Here is a 20,885-nt window from a genome sequence, read left to right as displayed (position 1 = left end):
CGACTCTATATCGGGGCGCGCCAACATCTATTGGTGGCCAGGTCGCGTGGTCCCTAGCGTGTGCTGCGTCACTTCGGAGAGGAACGCCTGTGCCGTCCGTGCGCCGTATCGCCCACGAGTTCCTGGAGCGCCAGGGGCTGACCACCGTCTTCGGCAATCCCGGTTCGAACGAGCTGCCCTTCCTCACCGGCCTCCCGGACGGGTTCCGGTACGTGCTGGGCCTGCACGAGGGTGCCGTCGTGGGCATGGCCGACGGCTACGCCCAGGCGACGGGCCGGCCGGTGCTGGTCAATCTGCACGCCGCCTCCGGTTCCGGCAACGCGATGGGGGCGCTGACGAATGCCGTGGCCTCGCGGACGCCCCTGGTGATCGTGGCCGGTCAGCAGGTGCGGCCGGCCATCGGGCCGGAGGCCAACCTCGCCAACGTCGACGCCCCGGCGCTCATGAGGCCGCTCGTCGGCTGGGCCGCGGAACCGGCGTGCGCCCAGGACGTCCCGCGAGCGCTCGCCCAGGCCGTCTTCGAGGCGCGGTTGCAGCGCCGGCCGGCCTACCTCTCCGTCCCCTACGACGACTGGGCGGCCGACGCGGGCGAGAACGCGCCCGCCGTGCTGGACCGGCGGGTCGAGCGCGCGGGGGTGCCCGCCGGCGAGCAGGGCCGACGGCTGGCCGAGGCGGTGGCCGGCGCCCGGCGCCCCGCGCTCGTCCTGGGCGGTGACATCGACACGGCCGGACACTTCGACGACGCGGTGCGGCTGGCCGAGCGGCTCGGCGGCCCGGTGTGGGCGGCGCCCTCGCTCTTCCGGCTGCCCTTCCCCAACCGCCACCCGCTGTTCCGCGGGGTGCTGCCCGCCGGCATCGAGCCGGTCTGCCGGGCCTTCGAGGGCCATGACCTGGTGCTGGTGCTCGGCGCCCCCGTGTTCCGCTACCACGAACATCTCCCCGGGCGCTATCTGCCGGCGGGCACCCGGCTGATCCAGGTGACGGAGGACGCGTCCGCCGCCGCGCGGGCGCCCGTGGGCGAGGCGCTGGTCGCCGACCCCGGCGCGGTGATCGAGCTGCTGACGGAGGCGCTCGGCGCGTCCGGCGAGCCCGTGGGCGACTACCGGCCCGTGCCGGCGCCGCGCTCCGCCGAGGGCCCGCGCCTGCACCCGGAGGAGGTCTTCGCGGCCCTGCGGGACGAACTGCCCGCCGACACCGCGTACGTGGTGGAGTCGACGTCGACCGCCTCCGCGTGGTGGCGCCAGATGGATCTGCGCCGGCCCGGCTCCTACTACTTCCCGGCGGCGGGCGGCCTCGGGTTCGGCCTGCCCGGCGCGGTCGGGGTCGCCCTGGGCCGCCCCGGCCGGCCGGTCGTGGGGGTGGTCGGGGACGGCTCGGCCAACTACGGCATCACCGCCCTGTGGACGGCCGCCCGGCACCGGCTCCCGCTCACCGTGGTGCTGCTGCGCAACGGGACGTACGGCGCGTTGCGCTGGTTCGGCGGCCTCCTCGGCGTGCCGGACGCGCCGGGACTGGACATCCCCGGCCTGGACTTCACCCGTATCGCGGAGGGCTACGGGGTGCCCGCCGTACACGCGGAGGGCGTGGACGAGCTGCGGGCGGTCCTCGCCGCACACCCGGACGGGCCCCGGCTCGTCCAGGTGGACACGGCGCTCACCACACCCTCCTGAGCGCGCTCCGCGCGCGAGTGCCCGTTCCACGGCGACTCCACGAAGGGAATCGGATGACACTCCTGGACGACGAGGTCTGGAGCAGGAAGCTTTTCGGCGACGGCTGGAAGGACGCCACCCGCGGACAGCCGGTCGTCGAACCGGCGACCGGGGCGCGGCTCGGCACCGTGGGCCTGGCCACGGCCGGGGAGGTGACCACCGCCGCCGCCCGCGCCGCCGAGGCGCAGCGGGCCTGGGCGGCCACCCCTCCCCAGGCGCGGGCGGCCGTACTGCGCCGCGCGGGCGAGCTGTTCACCGAGCACGCCGCCGAGATCGAGGACTGGCTGGTGCGGGAGGCGGGCTCCGTCCGTGCCAAGGCCGGTTCGGAGGTGGCACTGGCGCGGGGCGAGTGCTTCGAGTGCGCGGCGCTGCCGACGCATCCGCACGGTGAGGTGCTGGCGTCCGAGGACCCCCGCTGGTCGTTCGCCCGCCGCCGCCCGGCCGGGGTGGTGAGCGTGATCGCGCCGTTCAACTTCCCGCTGCTCCTGGGGCTGCGTTCGGTGGCTCCCGCGCTGGCGCTGGGCAACGCGGTGCTGCTCAAGCCGGATCCGCGTACGGCGGTGAGCGGCGGTGTCGTCATCGCGCGGGTCTTCGAGGAGGCAGGACTGCCCCCTGGTGTGCTCCATCTGCTCCCGGGGGACGGCACGGTCGGCGAGGCGGTGGTCGAGGCCCCCGAGGTGCGGGTCGTCTCCTTCACCGGGTCGACGCCGGTGGGACGGGTCATCGGCGAGCGGGCCGGCCGTCTGCTCAAGCGGGCCCACCTCGAACTCGGCGGGAACAACGCCCTGGTGGTGCTGCCCGGCGCCGATGTGGGGAAGGCGGCCTCGGCCGGTGCGTTCGGCTCGTACCTGCACCAGGGGCAGATCTGCATGACGACGGGCCGCCACCTCGTGCACGAGTCCCTGCTGGAGGAGTACACCGCCGCGCTCGCAGCGAAGGCCCGTGCGCTGCCCGTCGGTGATCCCGCCCGGGAGGACGTGGCGCTCGGCCCGGTCATCGACCGGCGGCAGCTGGAGCGGGTGCACGCCATCGTGACCGGGAGCGTCGCGGCGGGCGCGACGCTGGCCGCGGGCGGCGAGATCGTGGGCGCCGGGTACCGGGCCACCGTCCTGACGGACGTGAGCACCGACATGCCGGCGTGGCGCGAGGAGATCTTCGGACCCGTCGCACCCGTCATGGGTTTCTCCACGCTGGAGGAGGCCGCGCGGATCGTGAACGACTGCGAGTACGGGCTGTCCGTCGGCATCCTCGGTGACGTCGGTACGGCGATGAGGCTCGCCGACCGGATCGACTCCGGCAAGGTCCACATCAACGAACAGACCGTCGGCGACGAGCCCCACGCGCCCTTCGGCGGGGTCAAGGCGTCGGGCACCGGCTCCCGCTTCGGCGGAGCGGCCGCCAGCATCGAGGCGTTCACCGAGACGCAGTGGCTCACCGTGCGGCCGGACATCGCCGACTACCCGTTCTGAACCGGAAACCCGGCACCACCACGAAGCACCGCGCCCACCTTCATCTCCCGCAGCCGCTCACAGGGGGAACATCGCCATGTCATCCATCGCCTCGTCCGACGCGTCCGGCACCGCCACGGGGACCGGCACCGCCGGACGCGACCTGTGGACGGTGGTCCTGTGCTGGATCACCGTCCTGCTGGAGGGCTACGACCTCGTGGTCCTCGGCGCCATCATCCCGACCCTGCTCAAGACGCGTCACCTGGGCATGACCGCGGGGGACGCGACCACCGTCGCCACGCTGTCGCTCGTCGGCGTCGCCATCGGCGCGGTGCTGGTCGGCCCGCTGGCCGACCGGCTCGGCCGCCGCCTGCTGCTCATCGGTTCGGTCGTGCTCTTCTCGGTCTTCACGCTGCTGGTGCCGCTCGCCGGCTCGGTCACGACGTTCGCCGCGCTCCGCCTCGTCGCCGGTCTCGGGCTCGGCGCGTGCATGCCGGTGTCCCTGACGATGATGGCCGAACACATGCCGGCGGACCGGCGGGCGCGCGCCAGCACGCTCACGATGACCGGCTACCACACCGGCGCCGTGATCACCTCGCTGCTGGCGCTGCGGGTGACCGGCGACTGGGAGGTCCTCTTCTACGTCCTGGGCGCCGCCGGACTGGTCGTCGCGGTCGTCCAGTGGTTCCGGCTGCCGGAGTCGGAGGCGTTCGTCCGCGCCAAGGAGGCACCCGGCACCGGGCGCGTCCCGTTCGCCGAACTGCTCAAGCCCGCCTACCTCCGCGCCGGCATCGGGATCTGGGTCGCCTCCTTCATGGGCCTGCTGCTGGTCTACGGCCTCAACACCTGGCTGCCCAAGCTCATGAACGACGCCGGATACCCCGTCCCGACGGCCGTCACCCAGCTCCTCGTACTCAACGTCGGCGGTGTGGCCGGACTGGTGCTGGGCGGTTTCGTGGCCGACCGGCGCGGCATCAAGCTCACCACGCTGGGCTGGTTCGCGGTCTCGGTGGGCATGCTGGCCTGTCTCGGCGTGAAGATGGACAGCGACCTGCTGCTCGACACCGTCGTCTTCCTCACCGGCGTGTTCGTCTTCTCGGCACAGGTGCTCGTCTACGCCTACGTCACGCAGTTCTACCCGGCCTCCGTCCGCGGCACCGCGCTCGGCTCCGCGTCCGGCATCGGCCGCATCGGCTCCATCGTCGGCCCGTCGGTCACCGGTGCCCTGGTCTCCGCCGGGGTCGGTCATCCGTGGGGCTTCTACTTCTTCGCCGCGGTGGCCGTCCTGGCCTTCCTGGCGGTGCTCACCCTCCCGGCCCGGCCCCCGCGGGAACCCGGGGCCTGACGCGGCCGCGTCCGCTCACCGTTCCGCGGGGAAACCGTCGCTGGTGACGAAGTAGAACACCGGGAGCACGACGAAGACGGCGACTGCCGCCGGCGGTGCGACGAGCACGCCGAGCAGCCCCGCGGCGCCGTACGCCAGGGCTCCCGCCCAGGAGCGCAGGCGGCCGTGCCGTACGTACGTGCTCTCCACGTCCGGGACCAACAGCTCGGGGCGGCGGGCGAGTTGGTGGTAGAAGGCCACCCAGCTCAGGCACATCACCGCCGCCAGACCGGCGTAGAGGGCGACGGCGACCCGGGCGTCGGAGCCGTCGGGGTCCGCCTGGAGCGCGTCCGCGACGACCGCGGTGGGGAACGACAGCGCCGCGGTGCTGAACAACAGCAGCAGGTTCGCGGCGTGCAGTCCCCGGTCCATCACGCGGACCCGCACGAAGGCCTGGTGGTGGTTGAGCCAGATGACCGACACGTATCCGAAGGAGGCCAGGTAGCCGAGGTAGGCGGGCCACTGGGCCAGCAGGGCGTGGCCGAGGCCGCCCGGCCGGTGCGGTGGATCGGCGAGGCCGAGGGCGAGCAGCGTGACGGCGATGGCCAGCACGCCGTCGCTGAAGGCCTCCGCTCGGGTGGTGTCGGACCGGGAGAATCCGCGGAAGCGGGTGCGGGACACACTGGCTCCTGAGCGCTGGTTGACGACGGGACGGGACAGGACCGGGCCGGGGCGGGTGTCTCAGGCCCCGCTGCCCGCCCTGAGGGGACTCACCCGGGGGACGGACGCCTTGCCGGTGTTGGAGACCTGACGACCGGTCCAGCGGACGGAGAGCGGGGTGGTCTCGTCGGGCGGGGTGACCAGCAGGGCCCGTGGGGTGACGGTGGTGACGCCGGTGATCGCCGGATCGGTGTAGCTCAGCGCCGACCAGGCGTCGGCCCCCGGGGCGAGCGTCACCCGCTGTGGCGGCTGGTCGGTGGCCCGCTCGGGGTCCGGGGTGACTGCCTCGCCCGCCGCGTCGACGAACGCCACGCCCGGGAAGCCGTACAGGCTGCAGGCGCGCGGGGACCGGTTGGTCAGCACGAGGGCGAAGTTCTCCTGCCCGGCCCCGGGGTGGTCGGGTCCGAGGGACGCCGTCAGGTCGGAGGTGCGGCAGCGTTTCGGCGCCGGCGCGGCGGGCGACGCCACCGCCGTGCCGGTGCCGGTGCCGGCCGGCTCGGCGGGGCCCGGGGTGTCGCCGCCGGCGGGACCCGGGGCGGTCGCCGACGGCGTACCGGTGGCGGACGGGGGCACGGTACTCCCGGAGGTGCCGTCCGCGCCGCGGCTCGTACACGCGGTCAGCACGGCGCAGCCGGCGAGTACGGCGGGCAGGATGCGACGGAACGTCATGGTGCTTCTTCCTCGGGGCGTCCCGGGCTCGCGGGCGCCGTGGCAGGTGTGGGCGCCGGCCCGAGGGGCCGGCGCGGTGACGGGCGGCGGGCCGGGTCAGTGACCGGTGCGTACGGACCGGACGGCGCGCAGGATCAGGTCGGTGACGGGGCCGGGGTCGCTCACGGACACCGCGTGCGGGGCGCGGACGGCGATGGTGTGGGCGCGGGCGCGCTCGGCCATCCAGCGTTCGGCGGCCGGCGGGATGTTGCGGTCCTCGGTCGCCACGAGATACCAGCTCGGGATCTTCTTCCACGCGGCGGCGGTGGCCGGTTCCTGGAGTGCCGCGAGGGTGATCGGGCGCTGCCCGGCGGCCATGACCTGGGCGGTCGGCACGGGGACACCCGCCGCGAACTGGTCGCGGAACAGGTCCTTTCTGATGACCAGTTCGTCGCCCTGGCCGCCGTCGGGCAGCGGGTAGTGCTGGGTGACGGTCGCCTCGCCCAGGGTGCTGCCGGGGAACTTGCCGGTGAGCTGGAGCGCGCTCTCCCCGATCTCGGGGACGAAGGCGGCGATGTAGACGAGCGCCTTGACGCTCGGGAGTCCGGCCGCGGCCTGGCTGATGACGGCGCCGCCGTAGGAGTGCCCGACCAGCACGACCGGTCCGCTGACGCTCTCCAGGACGCTGCGGATGTAGGCGGCGTCGCTCGCCAGTCCGCGCAGGGGCAGGGCGGGCACCAGGACGCGGTGGCCCTGCCGCAGCAGACGCTGGACGACGGCGCGCCAGCTGGAGCCGTCGGCGAACGCGCCGTGGATCAGGACGACGGTGGGGTCGGCCGGGCGGCCGTGTCCGGTGGCCGGACGGCCGGCGGCCGGCGCGGCGTGCGCGATGCCGGCGGTGCCCAGTGCGGCGGCGCCGGCCAGGAGGGACGTGGTCACGGTACGGCGCGAGATCGGTGGGTTCATCGTTCGCTCTCTGTCAGGGGTGGAGGGGGGCGCGGGCCGGGGTCAGCGGGAGGTGGCCCGGACGGCGTCCTCGATGAGGCGCACCACCCGCTCGGGGTGGGCGAGCATGACCAGGTGGGAGGAGTCCACCTCGACGGTGGTCATGCCGGCCCGCCGGTAGCCGTAGCGCTCCACGTCCGGGTTGATGGTGTGGTCGGCGGAGTCGACCAGGCCCCAGGACGGCTTGGTCTTCCAGGCCGCGGCCGGAGCGGCCTCGGTGAAGGCCCGCGCGGCCAGCGGGCGCTGGGACACGGCGAGGGTGGAGGCGAGGCGGGGGTCGACGTCGGCGGCGAAGATGGCCGGGAACCTGTCCGGCCGGACCGACACGTCGGTTCCGGGCTGGTCGGAGCCCTCGGCCGGGAACGGGGTGTAGACGAGGGCGTCGGCCAGGTCGGAGTCGGGGAAGCGGCCCTGCAGCTCGCCGAGGCTCTCGCCCTCCTCCAGGGCGTAGCCGGCCAGGTAGACCAGGGCGCTGACGTTGTCCTCGGTCCCGGCGACCGTGATCACGGCACCACCGTAGGAGTGGCCCACCAGGACGACGGGGCCGGGGATCTGACGGACGATCCCGGCGACGTAGGCGGCGTCACCGAGGAGGCTGCGGTTGGGTACGGCCGGGGCGACGACGTCGAGGCCGCGGGCGATCAGCCGGGGGATGACCTCGGCGTAGCTGGAGGCGTCGGCGAAGGCGCCGTGGACGAGGACGACGGTCGGTGCGTCGGTACGGGACATGAGGGAACTCCCTGGTCTCTGGGGCGGGTGCCGGCCCGTGCCCGGCTGCCGGGCGGGCGGGTGGCCCGTGGGTGGTGCCGGGGCCGCGGGACGTCCGGACGGGTCGGCCGCCCGGTTCGTGCGCGGGGAGCGCGCCACCACGCCGTGGGCGGAACCACCGGTACGTCCGAGACCCTAGGGCGGGCCGGATCGGGCGGATTGACTGTCGGTGCACCATCTGTGGCCTGTGCGCGCTCGGCGGCCACCTGCCCCTTCGGAGTCGCCGTATCGTCGGCATCCCGGCATCCGGGACACCGATTCGGAGGGTTGTGTGCTGCTGCTCGATCTCGCCACCGTGGCGCCCTGTGACCGGGCCGAGGCGTTCCACCACGCGCTGACGGACTCCTCGGTACCCAACGACGTGGTCCACGAGGAGCCCGCGTCCGGCATCCACGCCCGGATGCGGATGTGGCGGGTGGGCGATCTGCATCTCTTCGCCACCCGCAACTCCGGCTTCGAGGTGCGGCGCACGGAACGGCACGTCCGGCACCACCGCAGCGACCCGATCGTCTCCGTCTCGCTCCAGCCCGAGGGCGTGCACCGGGCCGAGGTGTCCGGCGCGCGGCGGCTGTTGGGCTCGGACGACATCTGTGTCTTCCACGAGCTGTCGCCCCGGGTGTACGGCTGGTCCGGTGACGGGGCGTCCCAGTCGATGATGTTCGACGCGCAGCGGCTCGGCCTGCCGCCAAAGGTGGTGGTGCGGGCGGCGGAACGGCTGCGTGCCAGCCCCCTGTACGACCTGGTGCTGACGCATCTGCGCGGGGTGTGGCGCGATCCGGACGGCCTGGAGACCGACCCCGGCGCGCACCATCTGGCGTCCGCGACGACCGATCTGGTGCGCGCGCTGCTCGTGTCGGCCGCGCACGTCGAGGAGTCCGCCGCGGCCCGGTCCGTCATGGACGACACCCTGCTCACCCGGATCATGGCCTACGCGCGGCGCCACCTCGCGGACCGCGATCTGACGCCGGAACGGATCGCGGCGGAGCACGCGGTCTCCGTGCGCCGGCTCTACGTGGTGCTCGGCGGGGCGGGGCTCAGCCTGGAGCAGTGGCTCATCACCGAGCGTCTCGGCAAGGCACGGCAGATGCTGGCCTCCGCCCGGTACGACCGGCTCACCGTGGCGGCGATCGCCGCCCGCTGCGGGTTCGGCAGCCCCAGCCACTTCAGCCGGCGCTTCCGGACGGCGTACGGGGTGGCGCCGAGCGAGTGGCGGCGGCTCCAGCGGGCGGAGGCGGGGGACGCCACCGGGTGATCCGGACCCCGCCGCGCGCGTCGGCGCCCGACGGGCGGACGGGTCAGGCGGCGTGCAGCGCGGTGTGCAGGGTGTCCGTCACCTGGATGCGGGCCGCCCGGGAGGCGTCGGTGCCGCGCAGGGAGTCGAAGAGCACGAAGCCGTGGATCGTCCCGTGGTAGCGGAGCGACACCACGGGGACGTCCGCCTCCCGCAGGCGGGAGGCGTAGGCCTCGCCCTCGTCGCGGAGCACGTCCGCCTCCGCGGTGAGGACGAGTGTCGGCGGCAGGCCGCGCAGCGACCGGGTGGGTGCGCGCAGCGGGGAGACGGTGTCGTGCGTCCGGATGCGCGGGTCGGGCGCGTACTGCTCCCAGTAGTCGCGCATGGCCGCGCGGCTCAGGAAGTAGCCGTCGGCGAACTGCTCGTAGGAGGGGGTGTCCATCGCGGCGTCGGTGACCGGGCAGAGCAGCACCTGGTGCCGCAGGGCCGGGCCGCCGCGCTGCCGTGCCAGGAGGGCGAGCGAGGCGGCGTGCTGGGCGCCGGCGCTGGCGCCGACGACGGCCATCCTGCTCCCGTCCAGCCGGCATCCCGGGCCGTGCCGGGCGATCCACCGGGCCACGGTGTACGCCCGCTCGACGGCGCCGGGATAGCGGACGTCCTCCGGCGCGTCGTACTCCGGGATGACCACGGCGGCGTCCGCTCCGAGGACGAGGTCCGTCACCAGGTGCCGGTGCGCGTACGCGTCGGTCAGCATCCAGCCCAGGCCGTGCAGGTAGAGCACCACCGGCAGTTCTTCGTCGCTGCCGGCGGGGCGGAGGATGCGCACCCGGACGCGGTGGCCGTCACCGCCCGGCAGGGCCAGCCACTCCTCCTCGACGTCCGGCTCGTCACCGTCGTCACCGGTCCACAGGGACGCCATCCGCGCCCTGGCGCCGACCGCGTCCGGGTCCGAGGACGCGGGCAGCGCGTGCGTCTCGACGAAGGCGCGTGTCAGCCGCTCCAGGACAGGCGCGGCCCCGGGGGCCGGAACGTCATCGTGCAAGAGAACTCCTGCGAGGGGGCCCGGCCGTTCGAAGGGCCGGGCCGTCGGAAAGGGTGCCGGCCCCTCCCCCGCGGCCGGGCAGGCGGGCGTGCGGCGCCGGAGGCGGCTCCACCGGCACGACTGCCCAGCCTAGGCCGCGGTGAACGTGATACGGGCGGCACCGTGCCATGGATACTTGCCGCTGCGTGCACAGTTCCGGCGTCAGCCGCCCCCGCCCGCGGTGTCCTCGGGCGGCCGGGTACGCTCGCGCCACTCGCGGGGTGACACGCCGTAGGCCGCGCGGAAACTGCGGCTGAAGTGGGTGGCGTTGGCGAAGCCCCACCGCTTGGCCACCGCCCCCACCGCGACGTCCCGCGCGCCGGGCCGGGCCAGCTCGCGCCGTGCCTCCTCCAGACGGCGGTGCTGCACCCAGCGGCCGATCGTGCTGCCCTGGCTCTCGAAGAGCTTGTGCAGGTAGCGGACCGAGATGTGCTGGGCCGCGGCGATGGTGGCGGGGCTCAGGGTGCGGTCCCACAGGCGCGCGTCGACGTGGGCGCGTACGCGCCGCAGGAGTTCCCGCTGCTCCTGTCCCATTCCGGACGCGGGTGCGGTGCCCGTCCCGCGCCCGGCCCGCGCCCCGTTCACGCTGTCCGCCACGTCGGGCGTGTCCTGCGCGCCCTCCGCCGCGAGCGAGCCGACGAACCCGGTGACGGTCGTGGCCAGGCGCAGGGCCGTCGCCGGCGGGAACGCGGGCAGGGTGTCGAGGAAGGACCGCAGGAGGGGGCCGAGCAGGGGCGCCACGGAGCCGTCGGCGAAGGGCGCCCGGGCGCCGAGCGCCCGCACCTGGCGGTCGGTCAGCGTGAGGGCGGCCCGTGGGATCCGCAGGAGGTGCAGTTCGAAGTCCACCGGTTCGTGCAGCAGGAAGGGCACCGCTCCGTCGCAGACGAAGATGTCGTCCGGACGGCAGGCCGCGGTGCCGTCACCCCTGACCAGGGTCGCCCGGCCGGACGCGTGGACGCCCAGCGTCAGGTGGGGCTCGGTGGCGTCGTCGGCGGGGCGGACGAAGGACCGCCCCGGTCCGCGGTAGGTGCTGACCTGGAGGACGCCGAGCACGCGGACCTGTGCCGGTGGGGTGAAGCGGGTGGTGGCACGGACGTGGGCGGGCAGGAAGGCGCGCGTCGGCGCGGGCACCGGGGCGCTCGCCAGGGTCAGGTCCGGGTGCGGGGGTCGGCCGGCGGCGCTGCCGGCTGGGGCGGGCGGGGGCGTCGGGTTCATGGGATCCCCTGGTGGAAACGGTGGTTCCGCGCCGGGACGGGGTCCGGCGGTGGGCGTCCGGTGAGGTGAGGAGCCCACGCAGGTCAGCCTGGTGCGGCGGGGCGGCGCGCAGGAGGCCGTCCGGCGTTCCGTGCGGACAGGGGCATGAGCCGTGCGCGGTGAGTCATCGCCGCGTGCGTCACCCGGCAAGAAGCACCGTCCGCCCGCCTCTAGGGTCGACGCCCGGCACTCACGCGGTCATCTCCGCGTGAGATGACTGACATCCCGAACGATCGCGTCAGGTGAGGAAGCCGGCCGGCGGTCAGGTCGTTGTGCTGCATGACGAAAGAAGGTGCACATGTCCACACCACTCGATCACCGCCGTGGGACCGGCTCCGGGCGTCAGACCCAGGGCGTGCCCGGCTGGCTGGTCGCCCTCCTGGCCGGCGCGTCCGGGATGACGGTCGCCAACCTCTACTACGCGCAGCCGCTGCTGTCGTCGTTGAGCGACGTGTTCGGGATCAGCGAGGCCACCGCCGGCACGCTGATCACGCTGACCCAGATCGGCTACGTCCTCGGCATGATCTTCCTGGTGCCGCTCGGCGACCGGCTGGAGAAGCGCAATCTGGTCTCCGTCCTGCTGATCGTCACGACGGCCGCCCTCGTCGTGGCGGGACTTGCCCCGAACTTCCCCGTGCTGCTGATCGCGGCGCTGATCAGTGGTGCCACCTCGGTCGTGGCGCAGATCCTCGTGCCCTTCGCCGCCAGCCTCGCCCCGGACCATGCCAGGGGACGGGTCGTCGGCCGGGTCATGAGCGGTCTGCTCACCGGCATCCTGCTCTCCCGGACCCTGAGCAGCCTGGTCTCCGACGTCGCCGGCTGGCGGGTGGTCTTCCTCGGCTCCGCCGCCCTGATGGCCGTGCTCACGGTGGCGCTGCGCGTCGCTCTCCCGGACCACGCGCCCACCACCTCCGTCCCGTACCACCACGTCCTGCGGTCCACGGCCCGGCTGGTGCGCACCCATCCGGCGCTGGTGCGCCGCGGGCTGTACCAGGCGGCGATGTTCGGAGCGTTCAGCGCCTTCTGGACCACGGTCTCCTTCGTCCTGACCGGTCCCCGCTTCCACTACTCGCCGGTCGGCGTCGGCGTCTTCGCGCTCGTGGGCGCGGCGGGCGCGGCGGTGGCCCCGTTCGCCGGCCACTGGGCGGACCGGGGGCTCACGCGGCCCATGACCGGTGCCGCGTTCGTGGTCGCCGCGCTGGCCTTCGTGCTCGCGGGTCTGGGCGGGCACAGCATCGTGCTCATAGCCCTGGCCGCGATCCTGGTCGACATGGCCGTACAGGCGACGCTCATCCTCGGGCAGCACACCATCTACGCCCTCGACCCCGGCGCCCGGGCCCGTCTGAACAGCGCGTTCATCGCCATGTTCTTCGTCGGCGGCGCCGCCGGCTCCCAGCTCGGCTCCACGGTCTACCACGCCGGAGGCTGGGCCGCCCTCAGCGTCCTGGGCGCGGTGCTCCCGCTGGGCGCGCTGGTCTACTGGGCCTTCGAGCCCCGGTCCCCGCGACCGGCCCCGGCCGCGGAGACCCGCGACTGACGGCGCCCGGCCGGTGCGGCCGGCACACCGTAGACAGGCGCCTGACGGACCTCCCCGCCGTCAGGCGCACCCCCACGACGCGGCACGGGTTCCGCCCCGCGGCGACCGGGCCCCGCACCACCCGGAGGAGCACACGATGGATCTGCGGCAGATGGAGGTCGTCGTCGCGGTGGCCGACACGGGCGGCTTCACCGCGGCGGCGCGACAGCTGCACGTGGTGCAGTCGGCCGTGTCGGGCACGGTCCGCGCACTCGAACGCGAGCTGGGCACGCCCCTCTTCGACCGCACCACGCACCGGGTCGCGCTGACGCCGGCGGGCGAGGCGTTCGTGCCGGCGGCGCGCGCCGCCCTGCGCGCCGCGCAGGCCGCCCGGGAGTCGGTCGACGCGGTGCGGGGGCAGCTGCGGGGCCGGATCACGGTGGGCACGATGCAGGGGGTCTGGGCCGGGCTCCATCACGCCCTGGCCGCGCTGCGGGCGGAGCACCCGGGGCTCGGTGTGCAGCTGCGGCAGGCGGCGGTCGCCGACATCCGGCAGGCGCTGCGCGAGGGCACGGTCGACCTGGCCGTGGTGGCGCTGGACCGCCAGCAGCAGCGCGGGCTGACCACCCGGCTGCTGTCCGAGGAGGAGATGGTGCTGGTCGCGTCGCCGCGCCGGGTCCTGGGGGCCACGAAGCCGCAGGGCGAGGTGGAACTCGCCGATGCCGCCCGGCTGCCGCTGGTGGACTTCAGCCCGGGCTGGGCGATCCGTCACTCGGTGGACCGCGCCTTCCGGGCCGCCGGCGTCGACCGCACCACGACGTTCGAGGTGAACGACATCGTGGCGGCGGCCGAGCTGGTCCGCAACGATCTCGGGATCTGCATCCTGCCCCGGTCGATCGCGGACCGCTTCCCCGACCTGACCACGTATGGTTTCCGGCACCACGCACCCCACTGGAAGATCATGCTGGTACGCCCCCCGGGTGAGGCGTCACCGGCGGTCACCGCGCTGTGGCGGCACTTCACCTGATCATTTCTGCCTGCTTTGTTCCTGGTGGTCCCTGGGCGCCGCTGCTTGGCTGGGCTGGGAACACGACCAGTACGGCGCCCCGGTGCCACGCATGCCAAGGGAGAGCCAGTTGAGCCTGGTGCTGACGACCGACACGGTGCCGGACCAGGAGAAGGTCGCCTACTGGAACGACGCGGTGAGCAGGGCCCTGGTGCCGGTCACCGTGGCCCCCCGCGACAGCCGGCGGTTCGACGGCAGGATCGCCAGCGACTGCCTGGGGTACCTGCGGGTCTCGCGCATGGAGGCCGACGCCGGGCGGGTCAGCCGCACGCCGGCCCTGATCGAGCGTTCGCCCGAGGCCCTCGTGGCGGTCGGCCTGCTGGTGTCGGGCACCGCCACCTTCCTCCAGGACGGCCGGCGGGCCGAGATGGGCGGCGGTGACCTGGTGTTCTACGACACCGCGCGGCCGTTCTCCTTCACCTATCCGGAGCGGTTCGCCACCCATGTCTTCCAGCTGCCGCGGCATGTGCTGGGCGTCTCGGACGGCGACATCAAGCGGGTCACGGGGACCGCGATCGGCACGGCACACGGCCTGGGCTCGGTGCTGCGGCCCTTCCTCGCCACCCTGGCCGACGCGGCCCCCTCCTACCCGGCGGCCGTCGGGCACCGGCTGGCCGGCCACGTCGTCGACCTGTTCGCCACCCTCATCACCGATCAGACCCTGCGGGACCCGGACGACGGCCGCGACCACCTCGTGCTGAGCGTGCGGGCCCACATCGACCGCAAGCTCGGGGACCCCTCCCTCTCACCGGAGTCCATCGCCCGCGCGCACCACATATCCGTCCGCTATCTGCACCGGCTCTTCGAGGGCGAGGGCATCACCGTCAGCCGTCTCATCCAGCAGCGGCGGCTGGAGGCGTGCGGGCGTGAACTGGCCCGTCGCGGGAGGGTGACGCCGACCGTGTCGGCGGTGGCCCGGCGGTGGGGGTTCGTCAATCCCGCCCATTTCAGCCGGGCGTTCCGCGCCGCGTACGGGCTCTCCCCCCGCGAGTGGCGCACCCGGCACCTGGAGCGGGGCGAGGACGAGCAGCCGGCGGGCCCGGCCCTCACCTGACGCCCACGCCGGGCGGCGGGTGCCGGCGGTCGCCGTCGAGGCGGGCGAGCCGGGAGCGGGCCTCGGCGACCCGTCGCGGGTCCGCTTCGTTGCCGAGGGCGACGCACCGCGTGAACGCCTCACGGGCCTCGCCCGGACGGCCGGCTCCGAGGAGGAGGTCACCGAGCACGAGGAGGTAGCGGCTTTCCAGGGCGATGTTGCCGTCCGTGCGGGACAGCGCGACCGAGGCCCGCAGGTACTCCACCGCCTCTTCCCAGCGCCCCAGGCGGCCGTAGGCGCCTCCGAGGCCCGCGAGTGCGTTGACCCGGGTGAAGGCGGCGATGTGCGGTTCGACACGGTCGCCGACCTCGTCCAGCCGGGTCAGGACCTGCCGGTAGGCGTCGACCGCTTCCTCGTCGCGCCCGGCGCCCTTCAGGTCAAGGGCGCGTGAGACGAGGGCCTGGAGCATACCGTGCAGGTCGCCGGCGACCTCGAACAGCGTGACGGCCTGGGCGCTGTGCTCGGCGGCCGGGCCCTCTTCGCGCAGCACGCGGTGGGCCCAGGCGGCGTACGCGTGCGCCCACGCCTGCTGCTCGGCGTCACCCGCCCGCCGGGCCGCGGCGAGCGCACGGGCGGCGTGCGGGAGGCTGTCCCGGGGCCGGCCCTCGCAGATCAGCACGGCCCAGGCGTAGTAGTTGCGCTGGGTCGCCTCGAGCAGGGGGTCGCCGAGCGCCTCGGCGGAGCGGACGGCGGTGCCGAAGACCTCCGGCCAGTGCCCCCAGAACATCCACTGGTCGGAGAACCAGTGCAGCGACTCGGCCACCTCGACGACGGTGGCGTGGTCGCCGTCCGCCGCGGCGGCGTGCAGGGCCGCCAGCCAGTTGGCGGCCTCCGCCTGGAGCCACTCACGGGCCCTGTCGGCGCTGGAGAGGTCCACCGTGCCCTGCCAGGAGTCGGGTGGGGCTCCGTGGCCGGGTTCGTACCACCGCCCCGCCACGACGGCCGTCTCCAGCAGCCAGCGGAACATCGACCGGCGGGCCCGTTCGACGTCGGCCGCGCCGTCCTCGGCGGTGAGGCGGCAGCGGCCGTACAGGCACAGCAGGTCGTGGAGCCGGTAGCGGTCCTCGGCGCTGCCGACGAGGCCGGCCTCGACCAGTTCCTCCAGGGTGTCCTCGGCGTCGTGGACGTCCTGGCCGGTGAGCCGGGCGGCGCAGGCGGCGCCCACGTCCGGGCCGGGGACCAGGGACAGGCGCCGGAACAGGCGGGCGGCCGTGGGCGTGAGCTGCCGGTAGGACAGGTCGAAGGCGGTCGTGACGCGTACGTCCCCGGCGGACAGCGCGTCCAGCCGCCGTTCCTCGCTCGCCAGCCGGTCCGCGAGCCGGCGCACGGTCCATCCGGTGCGGGTCGCCAGCCAGTTGCCCGCGACCCGCAGGGCCAGCGGCAGGTGCTCGCACAGCCGGGCGACCTCCTCCAGGGCCTCGGGCTCGGCCGTCGCGCGCGCCTCGCCGACGAGGGTGGTCAGGAAGGCGGCCGACTCGGCGGGTTCGAGCCCGCCGAGGGGCAGCCGGTGCACGTCGTCCAGTCCGGTGAGCATGCGGCGGCTGGTCACCAGGACCAGGGTCCCGCCCGAGCCCGGCAGCAGCGGGCGTACCTGCGTCTCGTCACGGGCGTCGTCCAGCACCAGCAGACAGCGGCGGTCGGCGAGGACCTGCCGGTAGAGGGCGGGGTGGGCCTGCGGACCCGTCTTGGCCAGGTCGCGGTCGGGCACGCCGAAGGCCTTGAGCACCCGGACCATCAGTTCGGAGGGGGCGGGCGGGCTGTCGTCGGTCCCCCTGAGGTCGACCATGAGCTGGCCGTCCGGGAAGCGGTCGGCGAGGCGGCGGGCGGCGCGCAGCGCGAGGGTGGTCTTCCCGGTGCCGGGCGGTCCGTGGATGACGACCACGACGGGCTGGCCGTCCGCGGCACCACCGCCCTCTCCCAGAGCGCGGTCCTTGCGGGGCCGTGCGGTCAGTGTCTCCAGGCCGGCCAGCTCGTCGGCGCGGCCGACGAAGTCGTCGATGCCGCGCGGGAAGGAGCGGACGCCGACGGGACTGTATCCGGGGGCGCGTCCGGCGCGGGCGGCGGCGAGCAGCCGTTCCCGGTCGGCGTCGTCGAGGCCGAGGCCGTCCGCGAGCGCGGCCACCGTCCGCCGTTGCGGTGCGGCCCGCCGTCCGCGTTCCAGGTCGCCGATGCCCCGCTCGCTGACCCCGGAGGCCTCCGCCAGGGCCTCGATGGTCAGCGATTTCGCCCGTCGCATCGAGCGCAGCAACGGCCCGAACGCGATTTCCTGTCCGGACATGTCGGCCCTTTCCCCCGGCTACGCTTGAATATTGTAATACCGGGACCTCGGTCACAAGAGCCGCCGTCCGGGGACCGGCCGTCCTGGCACACGTCACGACGCGTGACACGTGATGCACGCGCGGTTCCCGCGGCCCGCGGCAGGTGATAGACACAGCGGGATCACAGTTCCTGTCCGCCAGCAGGAAGGTTGCCGCCCCATGTCTGCAACACGTCGTCAGGTCCTGGCCCGAGCGAGCGCCCTGGGAGCGGGCATCGCCTTCACCGGGGCCCTGTCCGAACTCTTCGCGGGCACCGCCGCCGCACAGCCCCTCGGCCGCACCGGCTACGGTCCGCTCGTCTCCGATCCGAACGGCCTGCTCGATCTGCCGAAAGGTTTCCGCTACACCGTGCTCTCCCGCGAGGGCGACCAGCTCCGCTCCGGGGAGGGCAGGGTCCCCTCGAACCACGACGGCATGGCCGCCTTCGCCGGCGGAGGGGGCCACACCCACCTCGTCCGCAACCACGAGAACCGCGTCACCGCGCCGGTCCCGGTCTCGACCGTCAGCGGCCTCACCTACGACCCCGCGGGCAAGGGCGGCTGTACGGCGCTCACGCTCGACGCGCACCGGCACGTGCTGTCCGAGCGGGTCGCCATCGCCGGTACGGCCGTCAACTGCGCGGGCGGCCGCACCCCCTGGGGCACCTGGCTGACCTGCGAGGAGACCGAGGACCGGGCGGGTACCAACGGCTACACGAAGGACCACGGCTTCATCTTCGAGGTCCACCCCACCGACCCGCACCGCACCGGCGCCGTCCCGCTGACCGCGATGGGCCGCTTCCAGCACGAGGCGGTGGCGATCGACCCGCGCTCCGGCGTCGTCTACGAGACCGAGGACGCCTTCCTGAAGCCGTTCGGCCTCTTCTACCGCTTCCTGCCGGACAAGCCCCTCGGCGGCGTCGGTTCGCTGCGCGCGGGCGGCCGGCTCCAGGCGATGCGGGTGCCCGGCGTGCCGGACCTGTCCCCGGTCCAGGAGCCGGGAACGCGTTTCGACGGCATCGAGTGGGTGGACGTCCCCGACCCGCTGGCCGCCGCCACTCCCACCCGGTTGCAGGACTACGGCCCCGGCGGCATCACCCACGCGCAGAAGCTGGAGGGCTGCTACTGGGGGGGCAGCTGCGTGTACTTCGTGTCGTCCTTCGCCCGCGGCGCGGACGGTTCCGCCGCCGACCACTACGGCCAGATCTGGCGCTACGACCCGGCGCACCGCCGGCTGACCCTGGTCGTCGTGTTCGGCCCGGACACCGACGTGCGGCTGCCCGGCGAGTCCCCGGACAACATCTGTCTCGCCCCCGGCGGCGGACTGATGGTGTGCGAGGACGGCAACGGGGCCCAGCACGTCTTCGGCGTGACCCGCAGGGGCGAGGTGTACCCGATGGCCCGCAACCGCCAGGTCCTCACGGCGGGCGGCACGGCCCAGGAGCCGGAGTGGGGTGAGTTCGCGGGGGTCACCTTCTCCGCCGACGGCGACACGATGTTCGTCAACTGCTACACGCCCGGCACCACGTTCGCGGTGACCGGACCCTGGCGCGGCTAGGGTCTTTTGTCTGGATCAGGCCGGATCAGGGAGCGGGGCCCGGCCGTCCGTGCCCGCTCACGCGAGACGCCGAGGGTGCCATGGGGTGGACCTTCGCGGAGGGTCCGCCCCACGGCCCGTCCGCCCCGGCGCGCGTGCCGTCGGCCGCGGGGCTCGGGCGGTGTGTGCGCCGCCGGTGTGGGGGGCGAAGGAGGGGGCGCCGCAGCGTCAGGACCGTCGAGGGCCGATACTTCATCGGAGATTACGGGAGGTACCGGCACCCATGACATCCACGCCCGCCCCATCGCTGGTCACGCCGCCGAAGCTGGTGGCGACCGACCTGGACGGCACACTCTTCCGGAGCGACGGCACGCTGTCGCGGCGCACGCGAGCGGCGCTGGCGTCGGCCGAGGGAGCCGGCATACGTGTCGTGCTCGTCACGGGCCGCCCACCGCGCAGCGTGCCGGACCTGCTGGAGCGCGTCGGGCCGCACGCCGTCATCGCCGCCAACGGCGCCGCGGTCCACTCACCGGACGGCACCGTCGCCCACGCCTTCCCCCTCACGGCCCCCGGGGCCACCCGTCTCGTGGCACACGTGCGCGCCGCGATCCCGGGCGTCTCGTTCGCGGTCGAGTTCGACGGCGCCTTCGGTCACGAACCGGCCTATCCGGCCTGGTCGTTCGGGGACAAGGCCGTCGAACTGATCGGCACGGCGGAGGAGATCCTCGCCCCCGGCTCCGGCCGCCGTCCGCTGAAGATCCTGGCCCACCATCCGGCGCTCCCGCTCGACGCCTTCTACGAGCGGGCGCGCCACGCCGCCGGCCCGGACGCCGAGACCACCCACTCCACCGGGCTGTCGCTGGTGGAGTTCAGCGCGCCCGGCGTCACGAAGGCCACCACCCTGGTCACCTGGAGCGGCCGGCTCGGCATCGGCACCCAGGAGATCGCCGCCTTCGGTGACATGCCCAACGACCTGCCCATGCTCGGCGCGGTGGGGAACTCCTACGCCATGGCCAACGCCCACCCGGACGTCCTGGCGGCCGCGCGGCACCGTGCGCCCTCCAACGACGAGGACGGGGTGGCGCAGGTGCTGGAGGCGTTCGTCGACGCGATCACACGCCGGTCACCCCTGACCGCCTGAGCCCTGAGAGGCCACCCCGTGCGACCGGGTGCCCGGGGCCGCGCCCCGGACACCCCGGTCCCGGATCACGTGAACGGGGCTCCCCGCCGCGTCGCTCAGTCCTCTTCCGGGAACTCGCCCGACCACGCGGCGGCCATGCGCAGCAAGGGCTCGGCCTCGTCCTGCCGCCCCTGGCGCTGCAGGGTGCGGCCCAGCATCAGGTGGGCGTAGTGCTCCACCGGATCGCGCTCGATGATCGCGCGGAGCTGTTCCTCGGCACGCCGCAGCTGAGCGGAGTGGTAGTAGGCACGGGCCAGGAGCAGCCGGGGGCCGGTCTGTTCCGGCGCCTCCTCCACGACGAGGGCGAGCAGCCGCGCGGCCCCGATGTAGTCCTTGGCCTCGAAGAGCAGCTGCGCGCGCTCCCAGCGCTCCGTGGTGGTCTCCTCGCGCGGCGCGCCGGGGCCGTTGTCGAACAGGTGCAACGCGCTCGCCCAGCGGTCGGGCGCCACATTGTCGCCCGTCGTGTACCCGGTGAAGTTCTCGCTCATCGTTCCTCGTTCTCCTCTGCGTGGGGGCTGCGTGGGCCTGGGGCTCAGGCCGCCGGTCCGGTGGTGTGCGCGCGTTCCGCGTCGCGGGCCGCGCGCAGGGACGCGTGGGTGGGCGCGTCGGGCACGTCGGCCGGCCGGTTCTTCGCGAACTCGGCGCGCAGCACCGGTACGACGTCCGCGCCGAGCGTCTCGATCTGCTCCAGCGCGGTCTCGAGCGGTATTCCGGCGCCGTCCACCATGAACAGCTGGCGCTGGTAGTCCCCGAACTGCTCGCGGAAGGTGAGCGTCTTGTCGATGACCTGCGCGGGCGTGCCGACGGTCAGCGGAGTCTGCTCCATGTACTCCTCCATCGGGATTCCACCTCCCATCACCGGTGAGTGGTCGAAGAACGGGCGGAATTCCCGGACGGCGTCCTGGGAGCGCGGACGCATGTACACGTGGCCGCCCAGTCCGACGACGGCCTGCTCCGGGGTGCCGTGCCCGTAGTGCGCGTACCGCTGCCGGTACAGGTCGATCAGCCT

Annotated in this window: 18 protein-coding genes; 9 read left to right on the top strand and 9 right to left on the bottom strand. The window is 74.2% G+C overall.

From position 1 onward, the window contains the following. The first annotated feature begins 89 nt into the window (after nt 1–89). The 3 genes from mdlC to LG395_RS24220 all read left to right on the top strand — a co-directional run bounded on the left by mdlC (nt 90) and on the right by LG395_RS24220 (nt 4,502). The gene (gene mdlC / locus LG395_RS24230) at nt 90–1,670 is read left to right on the top strand and encodes a benzoylformate decarboxylase (RefSeq protein ID WP_308071313.1); all 1,581 of its coding nucleotides are present in this window, start codon (nt 90–92) and stop codon (nt 1,668–1,670) included. A 53-nt stretch (nt 1,671–1,723) separates the two neighbouring features. Then, entirely contained in the window at nt 1,724–3,178 is a 1,455-nt protein-coding gene (locus tag LG395_RS24225) for a benzaldehyde dehydrogenase (protein ID WP_225811178.1), read from the top strand. Between the two features lie 76 nt (nt 3,179–3,254). Further along, entirely contained in the window at nt 3,255–4,502 is a 1,248-nt protein-coding gene (locus LG395_RS24220) for an MFS transporter (RefSeq protein WP_171158834.1), read from the top strand. Nucleotides 4,503–4,517: 15 nt separating this feature from the next. Here the strand turns inward: LG395_RS24220 and LG395_RS24215 are convergent, their stop codons facing one another. The 4 genes from LG395_RS24215 to LG395_RS24200 form a co-directional block, all read right to left on the bottom strand. Beyond that, nucleotides 4,518–5,162, bottom strand: a complete 645-nt coding sequence (locus tag LG395_RS24215; protein WP_225811177.1) for a TMEM175 family protein — start codon at nt 5,160–5,162, stop codon at nt 4,518–4,520. Between the two features lie 60 nt (nt 5,163–5,222). Further along, nucleotides 5,223–5,870, bottom strand: a complete 648-nt coding sequence (locus tag LG395_RS24210; RefSeq protein WP_225811176.1) for a DUF4232 domain-containing protein — start codon at nt 5,868–5,870, stop codon at nt 5,223–5,225. 96 nt (nt 5,871–5,966) lie between these two features. Beyond that, on the bottom strand, nt 5,967–6,815 hold the full coding sequence (locus LG395_RS24205; RefSeq protein WP_225811175.1) for an alpha/beta fold hydrolase: 849 nt from the start codon (nt 6,813–6,815) through the stop codon (nt 5,967–5,969). A 42-nt stretch (nt 6,816–6,857) separates the two neighbouring features. Continuing rightward, on the bottom strand, nt 6,858–7,583 hold the full coding sequence (locus tag LG395_RS24200; protein WP_225811174.1) for an alpha/beta fold hydrolase: 726 nt from the start codon (nt 7,581–7,583) through the stop codon (nt 6,858–6,860). 310 nt (nt 7,584–7,893) lie between these two features. Between LG395_RS24200 and LG395_RS24195 the strand changes: the two genes are divergently transcribed. Beyond that, nucleotides 7,894–8,874 carry an AraC family transcriptional regulator gene (locus LG395_RS24195; protein ID WP_225811173.1) on the top strand — a complete coding sequence of 327 codons (981 nt, stop codon included), beginning with the start codon at nt 7,894–7,896 and terminating at the stop codon, nt 8,872–8,874. A gap of 43 nt (nt 8,875–8,917) precedes the next feature. Here the strand turns inward: LG395_RS24195 and LG395_RS24190 are convergent, their stop codons facing one another. After that, a complete protein-coding gene (locus LG395_RS24190) occupies nt 8,918–9,895 on the bottom strand; it encodes an alpha/beta hydrolase (protein ID WP_171158828.1) in 978 nt (325 codons plus the stop codon). Between the two features lie 201 nt (nt 9,896–10,096). Continuing rightward, the gene (locus LG395_RS24185; RefSeq protein WP_225811172.1) at nt 10,097–11,149 is read right to left on the bottom strand and encodes a helix-turn-helix domain-containing protein; all 1,053 of its coding nucleotides are present in this window, start codon (nt 11,147–11,149) and stop codon (nt 10,097–10,099) included. A gap of 337 nt (nt 11,150–11,486) precedes the next feature. On the opposite strand from LG395_RS24185, the gene LG395_RS24180 reads away from it, so the two are divergent. The 3 genes from LG395_RS24180 (at nt 11,487) to LG395_RS24170 (ending at nt 14,824) form a co-directional block, all read left to right on the top strand. Next, the gene (locus LG395_RS24180; RefSeq protein WP_225811171.1) at nt 11,487–12,725 is read left to right on the top strand and encodes an MFS transporter; all 1,239 of its coding nucleotides are present in this window, start codon (nt 11,487–11,489) and stop codon (nt 12,723–12,725) included. 136 nt (nt 12,726–12,861) lie between these two features. Then, a complete protein-coding gene (locus tag LG395_RS24175; protein WP_171158825.1) occupies nt 12,862–13,731 on the top strand; it encodes a LysR family transcriptional regulator in 870 nt (289 codons plus the stop codon). Between the two features lie 109 nt (nt 13,732–13,840). Next, nucleotides 13,841–14,824 carry an AraC-like ligand-binding domain-containing protein gene (locus LG395_RS24170; RefSeq protein WP_443743011.1) on the top strand — a complete coding sequence of 328 codons (984 nt, stop codon included), beginning with the start codon at nt 13,841–13,843 and terminating at the stop codon, nt 14,822–14,824. Here the strand turns inward: LG395_RS24170 and LG395_RS24165 are convergent. Then, the gene (locus LG395_RS24165; protein ID WP_225811169.1) at nt 14,817–17,141 is read right to left on the bottom strand and encodes an ATP-binding protein; all 2,325 of its coding nucleotides are present in this window, start codon (nt 17,139–17,141) and stop codon (nt 14,817–14,819) included. The two genes, LG395_RS24170 and LG395_RS24165, sit on opposite strands and share 8 nt — an antisense overlap. 199 nt (nt 17,142–17,340) lie before the next feature. On the opposite strand from LG395_RS24165, the gene LG395_RS24160 reads away from it, so the two are divergent. Further along, a complete protein-coding gene (locus tag LG395_RS24160; RefSeq protein WP_225811168.1) occupies nt 17,341–18,717 on the top strand; it encodes an alkaline phosphatase PhoX in 1,377 nt (458 codons plus the stop codon). A gap of 262 nt (nt 18,718–18,979) precedes the next feature. Beyond that, on the top strand, nt 18,980–19,837 hold the full coding sequence (locus LG395_RS24155; RefSeq protein WP_171158822.1) for an HAD family hydrolase: 858 nt from the start codon (nt 18,980–18,982) through the stop codon (nt 19,835–19,837). 95 nt (nt 19,838–19,932) lie between these two features. Here the strand turns inward: LG395_RS24155 and LG395_RS24150 are convergent, their stop codons facing one another. Continuing rightward, complete coding sequence (locus LG395_RS24150; protein WP_171158821.1) at nt 19,933–20,364, bottom strand: tetratricopeptide repeat protein; 432 nt, start codon at nt 20,362–20,364, stop codon at nt 19,933–19,935. Between the two features lie 44 nt (nt 20,365–20,408). Further along, a partial coding sequence (locus LG395_RS24145; protein ID WP_505016510.1) for an LLM class oxidoreductase occupies nt 20,409–20,885 on the bottom strand: 477 nt, incomplete at its 5' end.

The sequence above is a fragment of the Streptomyces spinosus genome (assembly GCF_020400655.1).
In the GTDB taxonomy this organism is placed as follows: Bacteria; Actinomycetota; Actinomycetes; order Streptomycetales; family Streptomycetaceae; genus Streptomyces; species Streptomyces argyrophylli.
The sequence above is the reverse complement of the archived record's forward strand: the minus strand, read 5'-3'. Positions and strand labels throughout refer to the sequence as shown.